Here is a 15,881-nt window from a genome sequence, read left to right as displayed (position 1 = left end):
CTTCAGTCCTTGGATTCGTAAATGCGGCGCACCAGGAAAACCGGCCGGCGCTTCGCTTCGATATAAGTGCGGCCCAGGTACTCGCCGAGCACGCCGATGCCGATCAACTGCAAGCCGCCGAGAAACGTCACAGCAACCATCAGCGAGGCGTAACCGGGCAAGTCAACGCCATGAATGAGCGTGCGCAGCACAATGAACATCGCAAAGGCGAACGACACCAGAGAGACCAGCGCCCCCAGATACGTCCAGATCCGCAACGGTTCGGTGCTGAAACTGGTGATGCCCTCCAGGGCAAAATTCCACAGCCGCCAGCCATTGAACTTGCTATGCCCCGCCGCCCGCTCCGGGCGTTCGTACTCGACCTGGGTGGTGCGAAATCCGACCCAGGCGAACAGGCCTTTCATGAAGCGCCGGGATTCGGGCAGCGTCAGTAGCGCGTCGACCACGCAGCGATCCATCAGCCGGAAATCACCGACGTTTTCCGGCAATGACTGTTCGGCAATTTTGTTGTGCAGGCGATAGAACCAACTGGCGGAAGTTTGCTTGGCCCAAGTATCGTTGCGCCGGCTAAGGCGATGGCCGAGCACCACCTCGAAGCCTTCACGCCAACGCTCGATCATTTGCAAAATGACCTCGGGCGGATCCTGCAGATCAACGTCGATCGGCACCACGATCTGTCCCGTTGCGACCTGCAATCCGGCGGACAACGCCGCTTCCTTGCCGAAATTGCGGCTCAGATCGACAATGCGGATGCGCGAATCGCTCTGCTGGCAATGCAGCAAGCGTTCCAGCGTCGTATCGGAACTGCCGTCATTGACGAACACCAGTTCCAGCTGGACGAGCGCCTCTTGCTCGAAAACCTGATGAATGCGCAGGAGAAAGCCGTCGAGACTCTCCTCTTCATTGAATACGGGCACTACCAGCGACAACGTCACCGGGCCCGCGTGCTGCGTTCCATTCGAGTGGGTCAATGGACTGCTCTTTTTTATAGTGATTGTCGGTCGCCGAACGCTGTTCGACGCCATGAGCCGCACCGTATTAAGCAGCAGCCCTGAATGTCATGCAAGGGTGAAACGAGGGCGTTCCGGCCAATCCGGAGGACGATCCCTGCGCTCTGGCCCGTGCCTTTCAGAAACATTCACGAACGATTGGAAACAAATCCTCGATAGCCAAAAAACCGCGCTCCGCTAGGCTTGCGTCGAAGCGACAGGTTGTCGCACAAACGCATCGCATGGAGCGAACTGAATGTATTTCGAGATTTACAGGCAATCCAAAGGCACCCCGAGCACCGGTAAAGGCCAATGGCGCTGGAGATTAAGGGCGGGGAATCACGAGACGGTCGCCAGTGGCGAATCGTATGTGAACAAGGCGGATTGTCTGCATGTGATCGAGTTGATCAAAGGTGTGAAGGGTGAGACACCGGTCAAGGAGATCTGAGGAAAACCCAAGACGCCGAGCTGCCTGTATTGGCAGCTCCGGCGACTTGACGAATGCGGTTTCAGAACCTCTCGGGAATGTGCCTGAACGGATAATCCGACTCTTTGTATCCCCCCGGTTTCTGCCGCTTGGGCAATGTCACCTTCTCTCGCGGCACCTCTTTGTAGGGGATGCGACTGAGCAGGTCGGAGATGATATTGAGCCGCGCCCGACGTTTGTCGTTCGAGTTGGCCACAAGCCACGGTGCGTAATCGGTGTCGGTCGCTTCAATCATGTCGTCCCGCGCCCGGGAGTAGTCATACCAGCGGCTGTAGGACTTGAGGTCCATCGGCGACAGCTTCCAGATCTTGCGACCGTCGACAATGCGCGCCTCCAGGCGCCGGGTCTGTTCTTCCTGACTGACGTTGAGCCAGTACTTGAGCAGGATCACCCCAGAACCGACAACTGCGCGCTCCACCAGCGGCACGGTCTTGAGAAACTTGTCGACCTGTTTGTCCGTGCAAAAGCCCATCACCCGCTCGACGCCGGCGCGGTTGTACCAACTGCGATCGAAGATCACCACTTCGCCGGCCGCCGGCAAATGTGGCAAATAGCGCTGCATGTACATCTGGCTCTTCTCGCGATCGGTCGGGGCCGGTAACGCGATGACGCGAAAGACTCGCGGGCTGACCCGCTCGGTCAGCGCCTTGATGGTGCCGCCCTTGCCTGCACCGTCGCGGCCTTCGAAGATGATGCAGATCTTGATGCCTTCGGCCTTCACCCACTCCTGCATTTTCACCAGTTCGATATGCAGGCGGCGCAACTCGGCAAGGTAGTCCTTGTTCGACAGTTTTGTATGTTCGTCAGGTTTTTCTCGGGGCGAGTCTTTCTTCTTTCCCTTTGCCATGACCAGACCTCTCGGGTTGGAACGACAGCCAGGCTCGTTGGCAATGCATGACCTGGAACCGGAAAGTTTAGTCATTTATCGCAAAACGCAAGGAAACGTGCAGTAAGTCACAGACAACGTGCTTATTTCGAAAAAGCCTGTGCAGTTTTTGACGGAACGCCAATCGCCAACCATCCTCCATCACGGCGCAGCGTCCGATGTCGGCCGTTGATGCCTCGCGTGTTGCAAACCTGCCATCTGGATGTGGAAAAGAGGTCATGCACAGTTCGCTCTTGCGTGCCGCGTCGCTCATGTTCGCCTTGAGCGCTGCACCGCTCTTGTTGCAGGCCGCCGATGCGCCTGCGGCCCCGGCAGCTGCCAGCGCTGCGACCAAAGATGCCGTGTTTACCACGGAACAGCTCGATCAGATGCTCGCGTCGATTGCCCTGTATCCCGATCCACTGCTCGCTCAAGTGCTGATGGCCGCCACCTATCCGGGAGAGGTCGCCGAAGCCGTGACCTGGTCCAAGGCCCACCCGGACGCCAAGGGCGATGATGCGGTCAAGCAAGTGGCCAGCCAGACGTGGGATCCGAGCGTGCAGGCCTTGGTGGCGTTTCCGCAGGTTTTGGCGACGCTGGGGCAGGATCCGGTCTGGGTGCAACGTCTGGGGGATGCCTTCCTGGCCCAGCCTGACGAACTCATGGCCGGCGTTCAGCGCTTGCGGCGTCAGGCCCAGACGGCGGGCAATCTACAGAGCAATCAATATCAGAATGTGACGGTGCAGAACGTAACGCCGCCCATCTCTTCCGGGTCAACCAAGCCGGCCGACAACACGACCATCATCATTCAGCCCGCCGATCCGCAGGTGGTCTACGTTCCGACCTATAACCCGACTACTACTTACGGCACCTGGCCTTATCCGGCCTCGCCGCCGGTGTATTACCCGCCGCCGCCCGCTTACTATCCGGGTCAGGCACTGGTGGCCGGGCTGGCCTTCGGTACGGGCGTGGCGGTCGTCGCGTCGTTGTGGGGCGACTGCGACTGGGGCAATAACGACATCGACATCGATGTGAACCGTTACAACAACATCAACGCCAACAACCGGATCACCAACAACCAGAACAAATGGCAGCACAACACCGTGCATCGCGATGGCGTGCCCTACCGTGACAACCGCAGCCGCGCGCAGTATGGCCGGCAGCTGGACGGTGCGGCTCAGCGTGACGTCTATCGCGGCGACAACGCGCAGCGGGCGCAGGCTCGGGAACGGGCCCGCAGTTCGATGGACAGGGCCGGCATCGAACGTCCCGCCACCAGCAATCGCGAAGCCCGCAATCAAGTCCGCGAAGCGCAATCTGCCAATGTCGGCAACCGCATGCAAGGCGGCGCGGACAGGCCCCGAGCCGCCGACCGCGCTCAAGGCAACACGCGGGAAGCGCGGCAACCGAGCGCGAATCAACGTGATACCCGTGCATCTCAAGCCCGACCCGCAGCAGGCAGCGCACGAAACAACGCCTTCGCCGGCGCGCGTTCCCCGTCACAAACCCGAGTCCAGGCCGATCGCGGCCGGGCCAGCCAGATTTCTGCGCAACGTCCCAATACCTCCCGCGCCGCCGGACATCAGATCAGCCGGCCATCCGGCGGGGGCATGCGTCAGAGAGGAGGTGGCCGTCGATGAACATCCATTCTCTGGTCAAAAACTGCCTGACCCTCGCGGCCGGCCTCGCATTGTCGAGCTTCGCCTCGGCCCAGCAGGTATTTCCAACCCCGGAAAAAGCCGCGGACGCCTTCGTCGAAGCCCTCGGCACGCAACACGCCGACCAAAAACGCCTGACCGAACTGCTGGGCGAGGAATGGCACAGCTTCATTCCCCGTGAAGGCGTGCAGCGCAGCGATGTCGATGCCTTCCTGCAGCAATACCGCGAACAGCACACCCTGGAAAAGACCGGCGACAGCAAGGCCGTGCTCTCCGTCGGGCCCGATCACTGGACGCTGCCCATCCCGCTCATCAAAGACAAAACCGGTTGGCGCTTCGACATGAACGCCGCAAAGGCCGAAATCCGTGCCCGCCGCATCGGCCGCAACGAACTGGCGGCAGTGCAATCGGCGCTGGCCTACCACGACGCGCAAATGGACTACGCCTCGGAAGACCGCGACGGCGACGGCGCCCTCGAATACGCACAGAAAATCTTCAGCTCCCCCGGCAAACACGACGGCCTCTATTGGCCAGAAGACGACAGCGGCCAGATCAGCCCCCTCGGCCCCGCCTTCGGCCAGGCCATCAACGACGAAGACTGGCACGGCTACCACTTCCGCATCCTCGACGCCCAAGGCCCGTCAGCCCCGGGCGGCGCTTACAGCTATCTGATTGGAGACAAGATGAGCCGCGGGTTCGCCTTGATCGCGTGGCCAGCGAAGTATGGCGACACCGGAGTGATGAGCTTCATGATCAGCCATGAGGGCCAGGTGTTTCAGAAGGATCTCGGGCCGGATGGGGAGAAAGTGGCGAAAGCGATGAAGCGGTTTGATCCGGATGATAGTTGGGAGGTGGTGGATTTGGGGCAGAAGTAGTTGGGGTGTCGAATTGCGCTGGATCGGAAACGAAAAAGCCCCGTAGCTTCTCAGCTACGGGGCTTTTTCTATGTATGTGTCTCGTCCTGAATAAGGTTTACACCTTCTGGCTTCTTATCAGGAGGGTGCAATGGATTCGGGCGCAAAACGCAGTCAACGCGATTACACGCTGACTTTTAAATTGTCGGTTGTCGACCAAGTCGAAAAAGGCGAGTTGAGTTATAAAGAGGCTCAACGGCGCTACGGAATTCAGGGTCGGTCGACGGTGTTGGTTTGGTTACGCAAGCATGGTCGGCAAGACTGGAGCCAAGGCGCCTCCATTCGTTCCCAAAGGAACCGACCGATGGACGAGCCCACTTTGCCCTTAACTCCCGAGCAGAGAATCAAAGAGCTTGAGGAGCAGTTGGCGCTGGCGAATCAGAAAGCCAAGTTTTTTGAAGACGTGGTGGATGTACTGAAGAACGACTACGGCGTCTCTGTCGTAAAAAAGCGGCCCGGCAAGTCGTTGCGCAAACCCAAACCCTGAGTGTCAGCAGGGCTTGCCAGTTTATGGGGATCAGTCGCCAAGCCTTTTACAAACGTAATCGCGTCTATCGGGCTCGCATCGAGCAAGATCAGAAACTCATCCAGTTTGTGCAGACAATCCGAGTACGCCAACCCTGCATTGGCGCCCGCAAATTGCACTCGTTGATGCACGCGGAGCGTGAGAAACAGGAGCTGCATGTCGGCCGCGATCGGTTATTGGCGGTCTTGCGTGATTACCGCCAACTGGTCCGCAGGAAGCGGGCTTATCACAAAACGACCGACAGTCATCATCACTTCCGCTGCCATCCCAATCTGCTCAAACCAGGCCCGTCGCAAGTTGTCGCTACCGGTCCGGAACAGGTCTGGGTGGCCGATATCACTTATCTGTCCACCAAGCGTGACGATCCGGTTTATTTGAGTCTGGTGACGGATGCCTTCTCGAGAAAAATAGTCGGCTATCACGTGCATAGCAGCTTACATGCCGACTCGGTGGCTCAAGCCTTGCGCATGGCTTTGAAGACGCGTCGAACATGCCAGAAACTGGTTCATCACTCAGATCGAGGTGTGCAGTACTGCTCGGCGCTTTATCAAAAGCTCCATGCCAAGCATGGCATCACGTGCTCAATGACTGATGGCTACGACTGCTACCAAAACGCCCTGGCAGAGCGGGTCAACGGCATCTTGAAGACAGAGCTCTTGCTCCACCGGCCGACAGACTTGGCGCAAGCGGAGCAAATGGTGCGGGAGGCGATCTTGATCTACAACCAGGAGCGCCCGCACCTGTCCTTAAAATACAAAACGCCCGATGCAGTGCATCGGGCGTTAGGATGAGACAGGTGTAAACCTATTTCAGGACTAGACAATGGCGGAGAGATAGGGATTCACCATAAAGAAGAGCTTCGACCAACAAGACTAGCATTACGGGGTTTTAACCGTGCACAGTAGTACAATTCGCTCCAATCACTTTCACACGCGCTCCAATGGCAGACAACCTGATTCAGAAGAAAGGTGAACCCACATGGTACGTGCGACTGGCCGTGCCTGTGGATGTACAGAAAGCCATTGGCTGCAAGGTGCTGATACAGTCGTTGAAGACCGGACTTCGCAAAGAAGCAATGGATGCACGCCTTCCGATCCTCGCCAACTGGAAAGCCCAGATTCAAGCAGCACGGGACAAACGCACCAACCGTGGAGACGCTTGGAAGGAACGAGTCGCCGATGACTCTAAAGATTTTAGCCAGATCATCCGCCAGCTAAAGATAGATACAGCATTAGGTGAACTGAAACCTACACCTCTCGCCATTGATCCAGCAGACCTAGAAGAGTTTCGGCAATTCGTCTTCAGCGATACAGAAAGCGGGCGACGACGTCGGGCAGAAGCGGACGCTGTATATGCCAAGCAGGGACTGGGAGGCGAGCTTGCTGCCCATAACTTCACCCACAAAATGGTGCTCGAAATGTGGGGCGGGTTGATTGCTCACGCTAACGACTTCTCGGAGCCAGAAGCCGAAGAGATGCAAGCCATCCTAGCTGATCCCTCCGCCTGCAAAGTAAAGTCACCGATCACCAAGCAGCGTATCGCTACGTTCCGCCAGTATCGTGAAACGCGGAATGTCGCCACCAAGACAGTAGATCAGCAGCAATCGAAGCTGGAGAAGCTTTCCGCGTATCTAGCTAAAGAAGGTAAGCCACTCGACTTCGACGCCGTGTCAGCGTGGCTCGACTCCCTCAAGCTGGCGAGCAAGACCCTCACCCAATACCTACTGGCAGGCAACGTATTCTGGAAGTGGGCGATGAAGCATGACATTCGTTGGCGAGACGACTTCAAGGACAACGCCAACCCGTTTGAAAACCATGTACTACCGCAGACCCGTGGTAAGGAACGTGCAGACCGTCAGCGAAAGGACTTCCAGCCGAAAGAAATTGCAAAGCTTCATGCTGCTGCCTTAGCTGCCAACCACACGAAACTGGCCGACTTGATCCTCTTGGGTGCGTACACAGGCGCCCGCATTGAAGAGCTTTGCCAGTTGAGGGTTGAGCACCTGATTGAGCCAGATGGAATCGCCAGCTTCGACATTGTTGATTCGAAGACAGCAGCGGGCATCCGTGTCGTATCTGTACACCCTGCCCTGTCGAGCATTGTCGAGCGTTTGAAAGAGGATTCGAAAGACGGCTTCCTCATCCCCTCCTAAAGCAAAAATAAGTACGGCATACGGTCTGACGTGCTCTCTAAAGCGTTTGACAGGCTCAAGGAAGCTCAAGGTTACGGCGCCCAACACGTATTCCATTCGATCCGTAAAACGGTCATCACTCAGCTAGTCAGGGCTGAAGTACAAGGTACGCTAATCGCTGAACTGGTAGGTCATGAAGCTGGGATCGTGACCTTCGATGTTTACTCACAAGGTGCGAGCACGGCACAGAAGCTGGCAGCAATCTCCAAGCTCCCTTCTCTGGCAGCCTGAAAACGCCTGTCAACGGACCTCATCACAAAGGCAAGAAGGACATATCGAAATCCGGGTGAAGTACATATGCCCGACCGTCTGGAGACAAGGAAACGATCCTACCGCCGTAGCTGGCGTAGTACTCATTAACGAGCTTACGTTTCACCAGCACATCAACGGCACCTTCAGTCTGAACCACAGTGAATTTGATCCTTTGGCTGAGACCTATCACATCGCACTCCTCGTTGGAGTTGTCGTAATACGCGACGGCAGCAAGGACGACACGTTGATGCTCAGTTAGAACTTGCTCCTTGGGAGTCTGTAGCTCAGCGATTTTAGCGATGGCTTCAGCTCGCTCCGATTCAGTAGCTTCCAGTTTCTTACGTGTGACTTTCAGCTCCTTCATAGTCGCGTTCAGCGTGGCATCTACGGTGTTTAGCTTCCCGATAGCCTCCCTCGCCTTCGCATATGCCTTTTCCTCTTCGGCCTTTGCAACGCCCACCGCGAGACGTTTTTCAGAGAGCGCCCATACCCCGAACACGATCGCCAGTGTTGAACCGATCCCCGCAACCCAAAACAACCACAGATATATCGGTATCGTCTGGTTTAGCCATGCTCCCACCGCCGCGAACATTGAGGTAAAAAACGAAACGTCGAAGTAGCTCTCGACCATCTTTGTCACAGGCACAGCTGCGATAGTTGCGACCGTCCACCCTGCAATTTTCTTCAATCCAGAGCCCTGCTTTGCGTTGTCCGTCTGCATCTCTCACCTGTACCTGTACCTGCCCAATGTCGCGGATGTTAACTGAGTCGTTCGTCTGAAAGCCAACCAGAGCAGCACATCCGGGGAACGCTACAATTTGAGCGTCACGAGTACCCATATCCCACGTGCCCCCCCCCGGAGACAGAAACCTCACCTAAGCAAGAGTTAAACGCGGCGGCTATAACCGCCGGCATTCTTTGGTTGAGGAGATACTCGGGCAGGCATCTATAGACCGAGGCTTTTCTTAACGAGCTCGCCAACAATTGGCCACATCACAGGCTGTACGGATTCCCATGCTGGCCCGCAGACTTTTTCAAGCATGCTCTTGGCCTGCTTTCCGTTACCCTCGCTCGCTTCTTCTAAAGCTGATGCTAAATCTTTTCGTTGATCTATTGAAACCACTTGCCCTTGCTTTTCAAGTATCGAAACTAATGTTGTTAAGATGTCACTATGCACGCCTAATGTGGAGTCCATCTTTTGAGTGACACTGTTGCCAGCGGCAAGCTGCAAGTTAGAAAAATGGCCGCCAGAAATGTTCACGTTATTCACAATGCGAGGAACTCGGCTTGGTCGATTAGGTGATTGCCTAGCAGTCTTGTACCCCAGTTGAGTCAAACCCGCATACTCTCTCTTGCTGTAACCCCCGAAAATCATCACGCTACTGTTTGGATCGTTCTCATAAATCGCATATGGTCCTGTGTTGATCATTTTCTTTTTCTCAAGGTCCGAAAAAGCGATATCAAAGTCAACTTGTGTGATATCTCCACCCGAACAGACTGCCGCGTTGAGATCAGATACTTGAGGACCTTCATATCCGTCGGTCAATTGATCGGCAGTCAGTTTGCGGTCGGAAAAATCCGCTATCAATGCACCAAGGATTTGTTTTTCAGCTTCGTCTAGATGTACGGCCACGCTCATACCTCATATATAGGGGGGGGGGGGACGGGGCCAACTCTTAGTAACGATGCTGCTGAGACTGTTACTCTTCTTCGACGCCCAAAAAATTCAGGTTGGGGCGATTTTCTGATTTTCAAGCCAAGTATCGGGATTTTCTAGAAACCCACCCCATCTCGGCAGGATGCTAGCCTCACTTACTATCAGAGAAGTAGACCTTACTGATAGTCCGATTGCCGCTCACCAACAGCTATCAAATATCTATTACTGATAGATATATGATTCAATTATCATTTATCTATCAAATTCAAGACTAAAGGATAGCCAGCAGTGAACGCCAACCTCTATCTCCGAGCATCGACCAAAGACCAAGACGCCAACCGTGCAAAAGTGGCCTTGGAGCAGTTCTCCATCGAGAAGGGTTTGAACATCGTTGGCGTGTATGCAGAGAACATCAGCGGAACCAAGCTCAATCGTCCTGAGCTGCTTGCCTTGCTCGATACTGCCAAGAATGGAGACGTGCTATTGGTTGAGTCTGTAGACCGCCTCAGTCGCCTCTCACAAGGTGATTGGGACACTCTCAAGGCCACCATCAAAGCCAAGGGACTTCGGTTGGTTGTAGCTGATCTGCCTACAAGCCACATGCTCGTTGAGGCAAAGGGAATCACCGGTCAAATCATGGACGTGATCAACAACATGCTGATCGACCTCATGGCAACCATGGCCCGACTGGATCAAGAGAAGCGCGTGGAGCGCATCAAGCAGGGTTTGGAAAACAAGAAAGCTGCTGACCCTGATTGGAAGCCAGCAGGTAAGGGAAGGAATGCCGCCAAATGGGCAGAGGTTCAAACGCTGATGCAGAAACATCCAACCATGTCCGCTGATCAAATAGCCAAATTGGCTGACTGCGGTGTTACCACGGTGTACAGGATCAGGAAAGAAACGAAGGTGGCATGAATAATATACAACCTATAGCTGTTGTATTTATCAGCAGCTTTAGAGCAGGAAAAGAAGGTTATTTTCAAAAACCAGCGATTTTCGTTTGACACTCACGCACTTGGCTAAGCACCTCAGGCAAAAACACTAGATTATATTTCTCAGTGACGAACCAAACGATTATCTAAGCTCACCGAAAATTTCGGCAGGGCTGGGATGTTGCTGGAGTGTGGCGTTCGGATTACAGAATTCTTCACTAAAACCATCTTGAACACCATATTCTTCGCGGACATCGCAATTGCATTGTGATCAATCGTCCAAAGCGCCGTCTGCATCTAGTGGGAATCGTCGTTGAAAACAGAAGTCAGGATCAATTCAGTACAGAGCGAAACTGAGCGGTCATGTTTTTTATTGACTCTTTTTCAAAAAAACCAAGCTCACGAGGATAACGCAAAATAGCCCATTCGGAGTATGCTTCAGCCATCCCAAGCAAATGATGAACCTTAACCGGTAGCATTATTGTAATCATATCCACGTACCTAGAATGCTCCTCCTCCGGACACAAATCTTTGACAATCTTGAATAGAGCACAAAAAGCTTTAATGACAGAATAAAGAGAACCATGAGTCCGCTCATCCAGTTCATTTATTAGCTCACACGCCTCCACAAAAGACCGTTCTTTCTGCGTAATTGCCCGCTGGATAAACCCTACCGCCTCACCAGCTTCGATGAACTCATCCTTCCCGGGTCCCACTTTAAGTTTCAAGCTCCGATATTCAGCCAAGGCCATTTCAGAAAAATTAAACAGAGACCCCTCAAACGCTCTAAGCCTTTCATTATAGCGCGCTTCGGCCAAATCCGACTTTGCTTGCTCAGCTTGACTTATCGCTTGCTCTAGAGCCTTTTCCTGAGAGCTAAAACTCTTTATCAAAAGATAAATAGTAATAAAATTCAACAGCGGATTCAGGATACCTCCGGTGTAATCACCAAAAGTCCCCCAAACCCCCTGCTCATTCGAAAGCTCTCCACCAAACGCGTAATAGTACACACCCCAAACTATAGATAGAAAGGTGACAGCCAGAACAACAGGACTATACTTACGCATCGACTGAGTGAAGAATGTAGTGTTTTACACGACCATCAAATGCAAGCACCTCAGTAACAACCGCTTTCACTTTATAAAAGTCATCATTGGCCAATCGCTTCAAACTATCCGCCAACGCATTTTTTTGTGCCCTCGGCATCAGCTTAATACTCTTCGGAGAAAAGCTTATTGATTCCGAGTCCTCCTCCTCAATAAACCTTCCAGTTCCTCTTCTTGCATTGAACCGACTAACCGCAACTTCAATGGTTTTCTTATTGGGGCTCTTTGTTTCCGCAAAAAGATAGTTTCCGGTATTCTTATCAAAAGACAAAAGCGGAGTTCTTGCTTTATTCAGAGTGATTTTATAACCCTGTCCTGTTACCGGATGATGAATTCTTTCCAGCGGCCTTTTTAAACGCTCTAGCAACTCATCCGAATACTTCATTTGTCTGTACCACTGATTCGCCTTTCGAAGCTCAAGCTTGGTGCTACCACCAATCGGAATCCGCAGATGAAGCCTAAGTAACTCGAGGTATGCATCCATACCGATATACTTGATAACCCTGATAGACTCATCACCATTAAACTCTAACTCAATCTTCTGTCTGAACGACCCCACGAAAGAATTTTTAAAGTTCAGGCTGAACCCTTTAACAGAAGGCGTTTGCTTTACAAAATTATCATTAACAATAGCATGAGTCGTTAACGCAACGGCCTCTGCAAGACCACCAATTGCGTCGGCCCCGTAGTAAAGATCAAGACCGCGAAACTTACTTTCCCCAGAATCAACTATCAACTCTAGCGGAACCACGATATTACCCTGCATACAATCTCCACCTCAATAAATAAAAATCAGCTACCAATAGAAATTCGGCAACCAACCAACCTTTACGAGGAAGACTTTAAGACAAGATAACGGAGTTTATAGAAAACGGATTGCTGATTGTTCATCCATAAACGCAGTAGCTTGCATGAACTCCTTTCCCGCATAGCGATGCCAACGAGCCCACCTAGGCACATAGCCACTATAGCGTGCCGTAGCAGAAAACCCAACACAGCCAGCAAAAAGACGTGACCACGTAGCAAGGAGGCGTGCCTACCAGTAGAGACGAAAAGCGATTAACGAACAGGGCTTGGTGACTGCAATTGCGTTAACTCAAATCATACTGAGTAATGCACCACTTAGTTGCTAAACGCTGTCACACTTCGAGTTTTTTTACAAAAAATCCTTGTAAAATTAATGGCTTAGAGATAAGTGGCAACCCCACCAGCCACACCCCGGCACACGATGTTCCCGCTGCGGCTGCTCCCTTCCGGGTCTGCCCCGTGCCAAGGCTGAAGGCAAGAAGCTAGGACGCCCAGAAGCAACCGACACGACAGCATCGGTGCAACGCCTGAAGGCTAAGGACATGACACAGGCACAAGTAGTCGCTGAACTGGGGATTGGTATTGCCACAGTCAAGCGGCACTGGAATAAATCCTAACGCCCTGAAAGATTCGCCCCCCTCAAGATAGCTGTATACCGGAATGAAGATTGAAGAGTAATACCTCCACAGGCCAAAGCCTGTAAGGGTTTCAGCTTACACCGTCATGCATACCGGAGTGCGAACACCTACGCTGAATGCAACGAGCATTCTCCTTTGACAGCTAAGAGGTAGCCCGCCAATGAGCGGGCATTTTCATGCCCTCACGCTGCCACAGAGCGTCATACAGCCCCGACAAGATACGTTGATACGTCACTGCACCGTGTGCCCAACACCACCTGCTCACACACCGCAAACAGCGTCAAAGCCAGCCACAGAAGGTAAGTCGTGCGTAGGGTGTCCATCACTTATTTCTGCTTTTCCCATCCTTTAAAACAGGGTGGCCGTGTTTGCGTTAAGTAGCTCAGGCGATAACCCCACTTTCCAAACGCCACGCCCCATCACATTATTTTTGCCAGCTGAATTTGAAGCAGCCCTAACAATGCAAAGTCTCTCCGGGCGGCGGCGGAGTTTTATGCCGTAAAAGGTCATTCGCCCGATGGAGACCCTGAGGTCATGAATTCACTCTCAAAGAACATAAAACCCTCTATAGCTCTTGAAGAGAAAAGCACCCCCATTCTACTCATCTTTTCGCTATACCCAAGATCACGAACGCTCATGATGAGTTCAATCTGACCTTTAACCCTCTGCGAGAGCAGTGACAATAAATAGGAGATAAACTCGCGAACGATAGAGTAGTTAGCCTCTATATGGTCAAGCTTAACACTTTCGATTCTAACACCAAGAGTGTCCTGCCATAGATCGCCATACTCATACTTCACTGGCACGCTACCATTAAAGTACACGTCACCGATTTTTAGCTTATTTACGTTAAAGTTTCCGTGCAGCAAATCGTTTCTGTCACTCATGAGCTGATAGAAGTTCCTACAAGAGACGTGCGAATGATCAACGGGCCGCTCAAACCCCATGCAGTTAATGTGCAGAAGTTGCAGTCTATTAGATATGGTGTCTGAGACAAAATCTCTGTACTTGATATCGTCTTCCCTTATCTCGCTTTTGGCTAGTGCGAAGATTAAGAGATTGATGAAGGTTTCTGCCTGTACGGGAAGCATGCATCTCAAGCCGAACGCAAGTCCGGTGCCGAAGGTGTATCTTTCAGCCATTTTCGAGAATCTTTCTTGATAAGTTTTCAGCTCATCTGCGGAAGTTGGGGTATGCACTCTATCTACTGCTGGTGATAAGTTAAGCTCTCTCAGCTTGTTGAACTGAGTCTCAATCGTTGATTCTATGCTGTGGTAAGGATTAACAAACTCAGTCCACTTTTCAAGCTGCATGCGAATGGCCGTCATTTTTTTGCCATAAGCACCAAGGTCTGCCTTGATTTGCGATACCAGATTAGCTTTGGTAATCTCTGGCCGGTTAAAGTTTCCTAAAAATTGAACCTCGGTACGGTAGTTATGACCTTGAAACATGACCATGCCGTCATCATTCATCAAAGTCCATTCCCAATGTACCAAGTTGTCGGAGGAATCATTCCTCAAAAAATTCATGAAGCCATTAGGTGGACCATACTTGGCATATAGATAACAGTAGATGCTTATTGGTCTAATTTCGTTTTTTAGAATCCAGCCCGAAAAGCCTTTTGGCTGACGCTTTTCGATTAGGATTTTAGCCAGCAACTTAGGCGGAATCGCTTCGAGCTTTAGGAAGTAGTTCTGATGCTCTTCGTCCAAGGTTAGCTCCTGATTTTATGAAAAGGCGTTAGTCCGTCTTGGCTTTTCGGATGTCTCGGCGAAGTACCGCTAAGCAGAACGCCATCTTTGCAGAACGATCAGGCGTTGAGAAGAATGACCCACCTATACAGGGGTCTAACAGCAACCTTGCTTGATCAGCCGGCCTTTACAGAGATTGCCGCCAACTTCTGGGCAGAGCTCCCCCCTTCGAATACACATCGTGCGTCTCGCACCGATCCTGTCACACTCTCAGGAACACGACTCTGTTTACCACACAGCTCCCCAAGACCGCCTCATCATGCGTCATGGAGCCTTCAGGGCAGCAAAGAACTGGGGGATAGAACTTTCGCTTACACGCCATCTCCATAGGAGGCCAGTAATGCTTTACATGATGCTGCCGCTAGATAGGCATTTCGACTCAGGGTTTGGTGCAGTCGCAGACTAGTTCAGGGACGCTGCTGACGCTCTTGAAGACTCCAGAGAGAGTACCCCAACCTTGAATGCTCATCTGCCAGTGAGCTTTCTCTACCGGCACGCTATAGAGCTTTTCCTGAAGTCAGCGATCATCATTTTTCACAGGAAACTCAAAATCCCGTACGGCGCCATACCAGCAAGCGGCGAACCTCAAATCCTTGTCGGGGGAGAAGTGGAAGCCCTTGCATAACGTCCACGGCCTTCAACTGCTTTATCAACACGTCTGCTCGCTTTTTGAAGACCACGCCGAGTACCTAGCTACCCACACAAACACAGATTGGAGCTTACCCACCGAGCTAGGGCAATGGATCAGTGAAATCGAGGCAACGGACTCATCAAGTACGTTCTTCCGCTACCCAGTTACAAAGGACAAGGAAAAAGACAAACAGAAGTCCGTCATCCGGGAGGACGATTACGATGCCCTGCTTTCAAGAATGAGACAGCACCAAAAGCCGACCAAGACGCTACTGATGCTTGATCAGCATGACAACGTGGTCGAAACCTTCTCACACGACGACACACAGGCCAAAGGAATCATCGGTACGTTGAAGCAGGTTGCAGAGCTATTTTCCAATTGCCACGCGGCATTGGTAGGCGAGCTAACCGGAGGAGCTTGAAACCTCATTTTTATTCAATTGGGATGATGTTGCATGGAAGAATTTTGCGTGCAGCT

The 15,881-nt window shown here is 52.5% G+C and carries 15 protein-coding genes and 1 pseudogene; 9 read left to right on the top strand and 7 right to left on the bottom strand.

The features are described from left to right. Nucleotides 1-2: 2 nt before the first annotated feature. A complete protein-coding gene (locus ACEN93_RS23995) occupies nucleotides 3-1,025 on the bottom strand; it encodes a glycosyltransferase family 2 protein (protein WP_495610591.1) in 1,023 nt (340 codons plus the stop codon). A gap of 220 nt (nucleotides 1,026-1,245) precedes the next feature. Here ACEN93_RS23995 and ACEN93_RS23990 point away from each other — a divergent pair, with 220 nt between their 5' ends. Continuing rightward, nucleotides 1,246-1,437 (top strand): YegP family protein, encoded by a 192-nt coding sequence (locus ACEN93_RS23990; RefSeq protein WP_039772660.1) that lies wholly within the window; start codon nucleotides 1,246-1,248, stop codon nucleotides 1,435-1,437. Nucleotides 1,438-1,498: 61 nt separating this feature from the next. Here the strand turns inward: ACEN93_RS23990 and ppk2 are convergent, their stop codons facing one another. Next, nucleotides 1,499-2,323: a polyphosphate kinase 2 gene (gene ppk2, locus ACEN93_RS23985; protein ID WP_039772662.1), complete on the bottom strand. Its 825-nt coding sequence runs from the start codon at nucleotides 2,321-2,323 to the stop codon at nucleotides 1,499-1,501. 257 nt (nucleotides 2,324-2,580) lie between these two features. Here ppk2 and ACEN93_RS23980 point away from each other — a divergent pair, with 257 nt between their 5' ends. From ACEN93_RS23980 to ACEN93_RS23960, 5 genes are all read left to right on the top strand, one after another. Further along, entirely contained in the window at nucleotides 2,581-3,981 is a 1,401-nt protein-coding gene (locus ACEN93_RS23980) for a DUF3300 domain-containing protein (protein ID WP_495610590.1), read from the top strand. After that, a complete protein-coding gene (locus ACEN93_RS23975) occupies nucleotides 3,978-4,874 on the top strand; it encodes a DUF2950 domain-containing protein (protein WP_103386830.1) in 897 nt (298 codons plus the stop codon). Before ACEN93_RS23980 ends, ACEN93_RS23975 begins: the two co-directional genes overlap by 4 nt. A 130-nt stretch (nucleotides 4,875-5,004) precedes the next feature. Continuing rightward, nucleotides 5,005-6,230, top strand: a protein-coding gene (locus tag ACEN93_RS23970) for an IS3 family transposase (protein ID WP_428997874.1) whose coding sequence is annotated in 2 segments (ribosomal slippage) — nucleotides 5,005-5,356 and nucleotides 5,356-6,230 — 1,227 coding nt in all. Because the reading frame shifts where the segments join, the coding sequence is not laid out codon by codon here. Nucleotides 6,231-6,379: 149 nt separating this feature from the next. Beyond that, complete coding sequence (locus tag ACEN93_RS23965; RefSeq protein WP_495610589.1) at nucleotides 6,380-7,591, top strand: site-specific integrase; 1,212 nt, start codon at nucleotides 6,380-6,382, stop codon at nucleotides 7,589-7,591. 18 nt (nucleotides 7,592-7,609) lie between these two features. Then, nucleotides 7,610-7,861, top strand: coding sequence for a tyrosine-type recombinase/integrase (locus ACEN93_RS23960; protein WP_495611566.1), 252 nt, complete (start codon nucleotides 7,610-7,612; stop codon nucleotides 7,859-7,861). 22 nt (nucleotides 7,862-7,883) lie between these two features. Here ACEN93_RS23960 and ACEN93_RS23955 read toward each other — a convergent pair whose 3' ends face one another. Next, on the bottom strand, nucleotides 7,884-8,603 hold the full coding sequence (locus tag ACEN93_RS23955; protein WP_495610588.1) for a hypothetical protein: 720 nt from the start codon (nucleotides 8,601-8,603) through the stop codon (nucleotides 7,884-7,886). A gap of 225 nt (nucleotides 8,604-8,828) precedes the next feature. Next, nucleotides 8,829-9,521: a hypothetical protein gene (locus ACEN93_RS23950; RefSeq protein ID WP_495610587.1), complete on the bottom strand. Its 693-nt coding sequence runs from the start codon at nucleotides 9,519-9,521 to the stop codon at nucleotides 8,829-8,831. Between the two features lie 306 nt (nucleotides 9,522-9,827). Here ACEN93_RS23950 and ACEN93_RS23945 point away from each other — a divergent pair, with 306 nt between their 5' ends. Then, nucleotides 9,828-10,454, top strand: coding sequence for a recombinase family protein (locus tag ACEN93_RS23945; protein WP_495610586.1), 627 nt, complete (start codon nucleotides 9,828-9,830; stop codon nucleotides 10,452-10,454). A gap of 349 nt (nucleotides 10,455-10,803) precedes the next feature. Here ACEN93_RS23945 and ACEN93_RS23940 read toward each other — a convergent pair whose 3' ends face one another. Next, nucleotides 10,804-11,481 carry a hypothetical protein gene (locus ACEN93_RS23940; protein WP_495610585.1) on the bottom strand — a complete coding sequence of 226 codons (678 nt, stop codon included), beginning with the start codon at nucleotides 11,479-11,481 and terminating at the stop codon, nucleotides 10,804-10,806. A gap of 49 nt (nucleotides 11,482-11,530) precedes the next feature. Next, nucleotides 11,531-12,343 carry a hypothetical protein gene (locus ACEN93_RS23935; protein WP_495610584.1) on the bottom strand — a complete coding sequence of 271 codons (813 nt, stop codon included), beginning with the start codon at nucleotides 12,341-12,343 and terminating at the stop codon, nucleotides 11,531-11,533. Between the two features lie 490 nt (nucleotides 12,344-12,833). On the opposite strand from ACEN93_RS23935, the pseudogene ACEN93_RS23930 reads away from it, so the two are divergent. Beyond that, a pseudogene (locus ACEN93_RS23930) lies at nucleotides 12,834-13,001 on the top strand (recombinase family protein); the annotation flags it as partial. A gap of 527 nt (nucleotides 13,002-13,528) precedes the next feature. Here ACEN93_RS23930 and ACEN93_RS23925 read toward each other — a convergent pair. After that, nucleotides 13,529-14,734, bottom strand: a complete 1,206-nt coding sequence (locus tag ACEN93_RS23925; RefSeq protein WP_495610583.1) for a hypothetical protein — start codon at nucleotides 14,732-14,734, stop codon at nucleotides 13,529-13,531. Nucleotides 14,735-15,390: 656 nt separating this feature from the next. On the opposite strand from ACEN93_RS23925, the gene ACEN93_RS23920 reads away from it, so the two are divergent. Continuing rightward, the gene (locus ACEN93_RS23920) at nucleotides 15,391-15,825 is read left to right on the top strand and encodes a hypothetical protein (protein ID WP_495610582.1); all 435 of its coding nucleotides are present in this window, start codon (nucleotides 15,391-15,393) and stop codon (nucleotides 15,823-15,825) included. Nucleotides 15,826-15,881 lie beyond the last annotated feature (56 nt).

The organism is Pseudomonas sp. Pseusp21 (assembly GCF_059492145.1).
Note: the sequence above shows the minus strand (reverse complement) of the source record. Positions and strands in the feature narration are given on the sequence as shown.

Excerpts from the sequence above, each read along its gene's own strand:
- ACEN93_RS23995 (WP_495610591.1), bottom strand. The coding sequence starts at position 1,025 with ATGGCGTCGAACAGCGTTCGGCGACCGACAATCACTATAAAAAAGAGC.
- ACEN93_RS23990 (WP_039772660.1), top strand. The coding sequence starts at position 1,246 with ATGTATTTCGAGATTTACAGGCAATCCAAAGGCACCCCGAGCACCGGT.
- ppk2 (WP_039772662.1), bottom strand. The coding sequence starts at position 2,323 with ATGGCAAAGGGAAAGAAGAAAGACTCGCCCCGAGAAAAACCTGACGAA.
- ACEN93_RS23980 (WP_495610590.1), top strand. The coding sequence starts at position 2,581 with ATGCACAGTTCGCTCTTGCGTGCCGCGTCGCTCATGTTCGCCTTGAGC.
- ACEN93_RS23975 (WP_103386830.1), top strand. The coding sequence starts at position 3,978 with ATGAACATCCATTCTCTGGTCAAAAACTGCCTGACCCTCGCGGCCGGC.
- ACEN93_RS23965 (WP_495610589.1), top strand. The coding sequence starts at position 6,380 with ATGGCAGACAACCTGATTCAGAAGAAAGGTGAACCCACATGGTACGTG.
- ACEN93_RS23955 (WP_495610588.1), bottom strand. The coding sequence starts at position 8,603 with ATGCAGACGGACAACGCAAAGCAGGGCTCTGGATTGAAGAAAATTGCA.
- ACEN93_RS23950 (WP_495610587.1), bottom strand. The coding sequence starts at position 9,521 with ATGAGCGTGGCCGTACATCTAGACGAAGCTGAAAAACAAATCCTTGGT.
- ACEN93_RS23935 (WP_495610584.1), bottom strand. The coding sequence starts at position 12,343 with ATGCAGGGTAATATCGTGGTTCCGCTAGAGTTGATAGTTGATTCTGGG.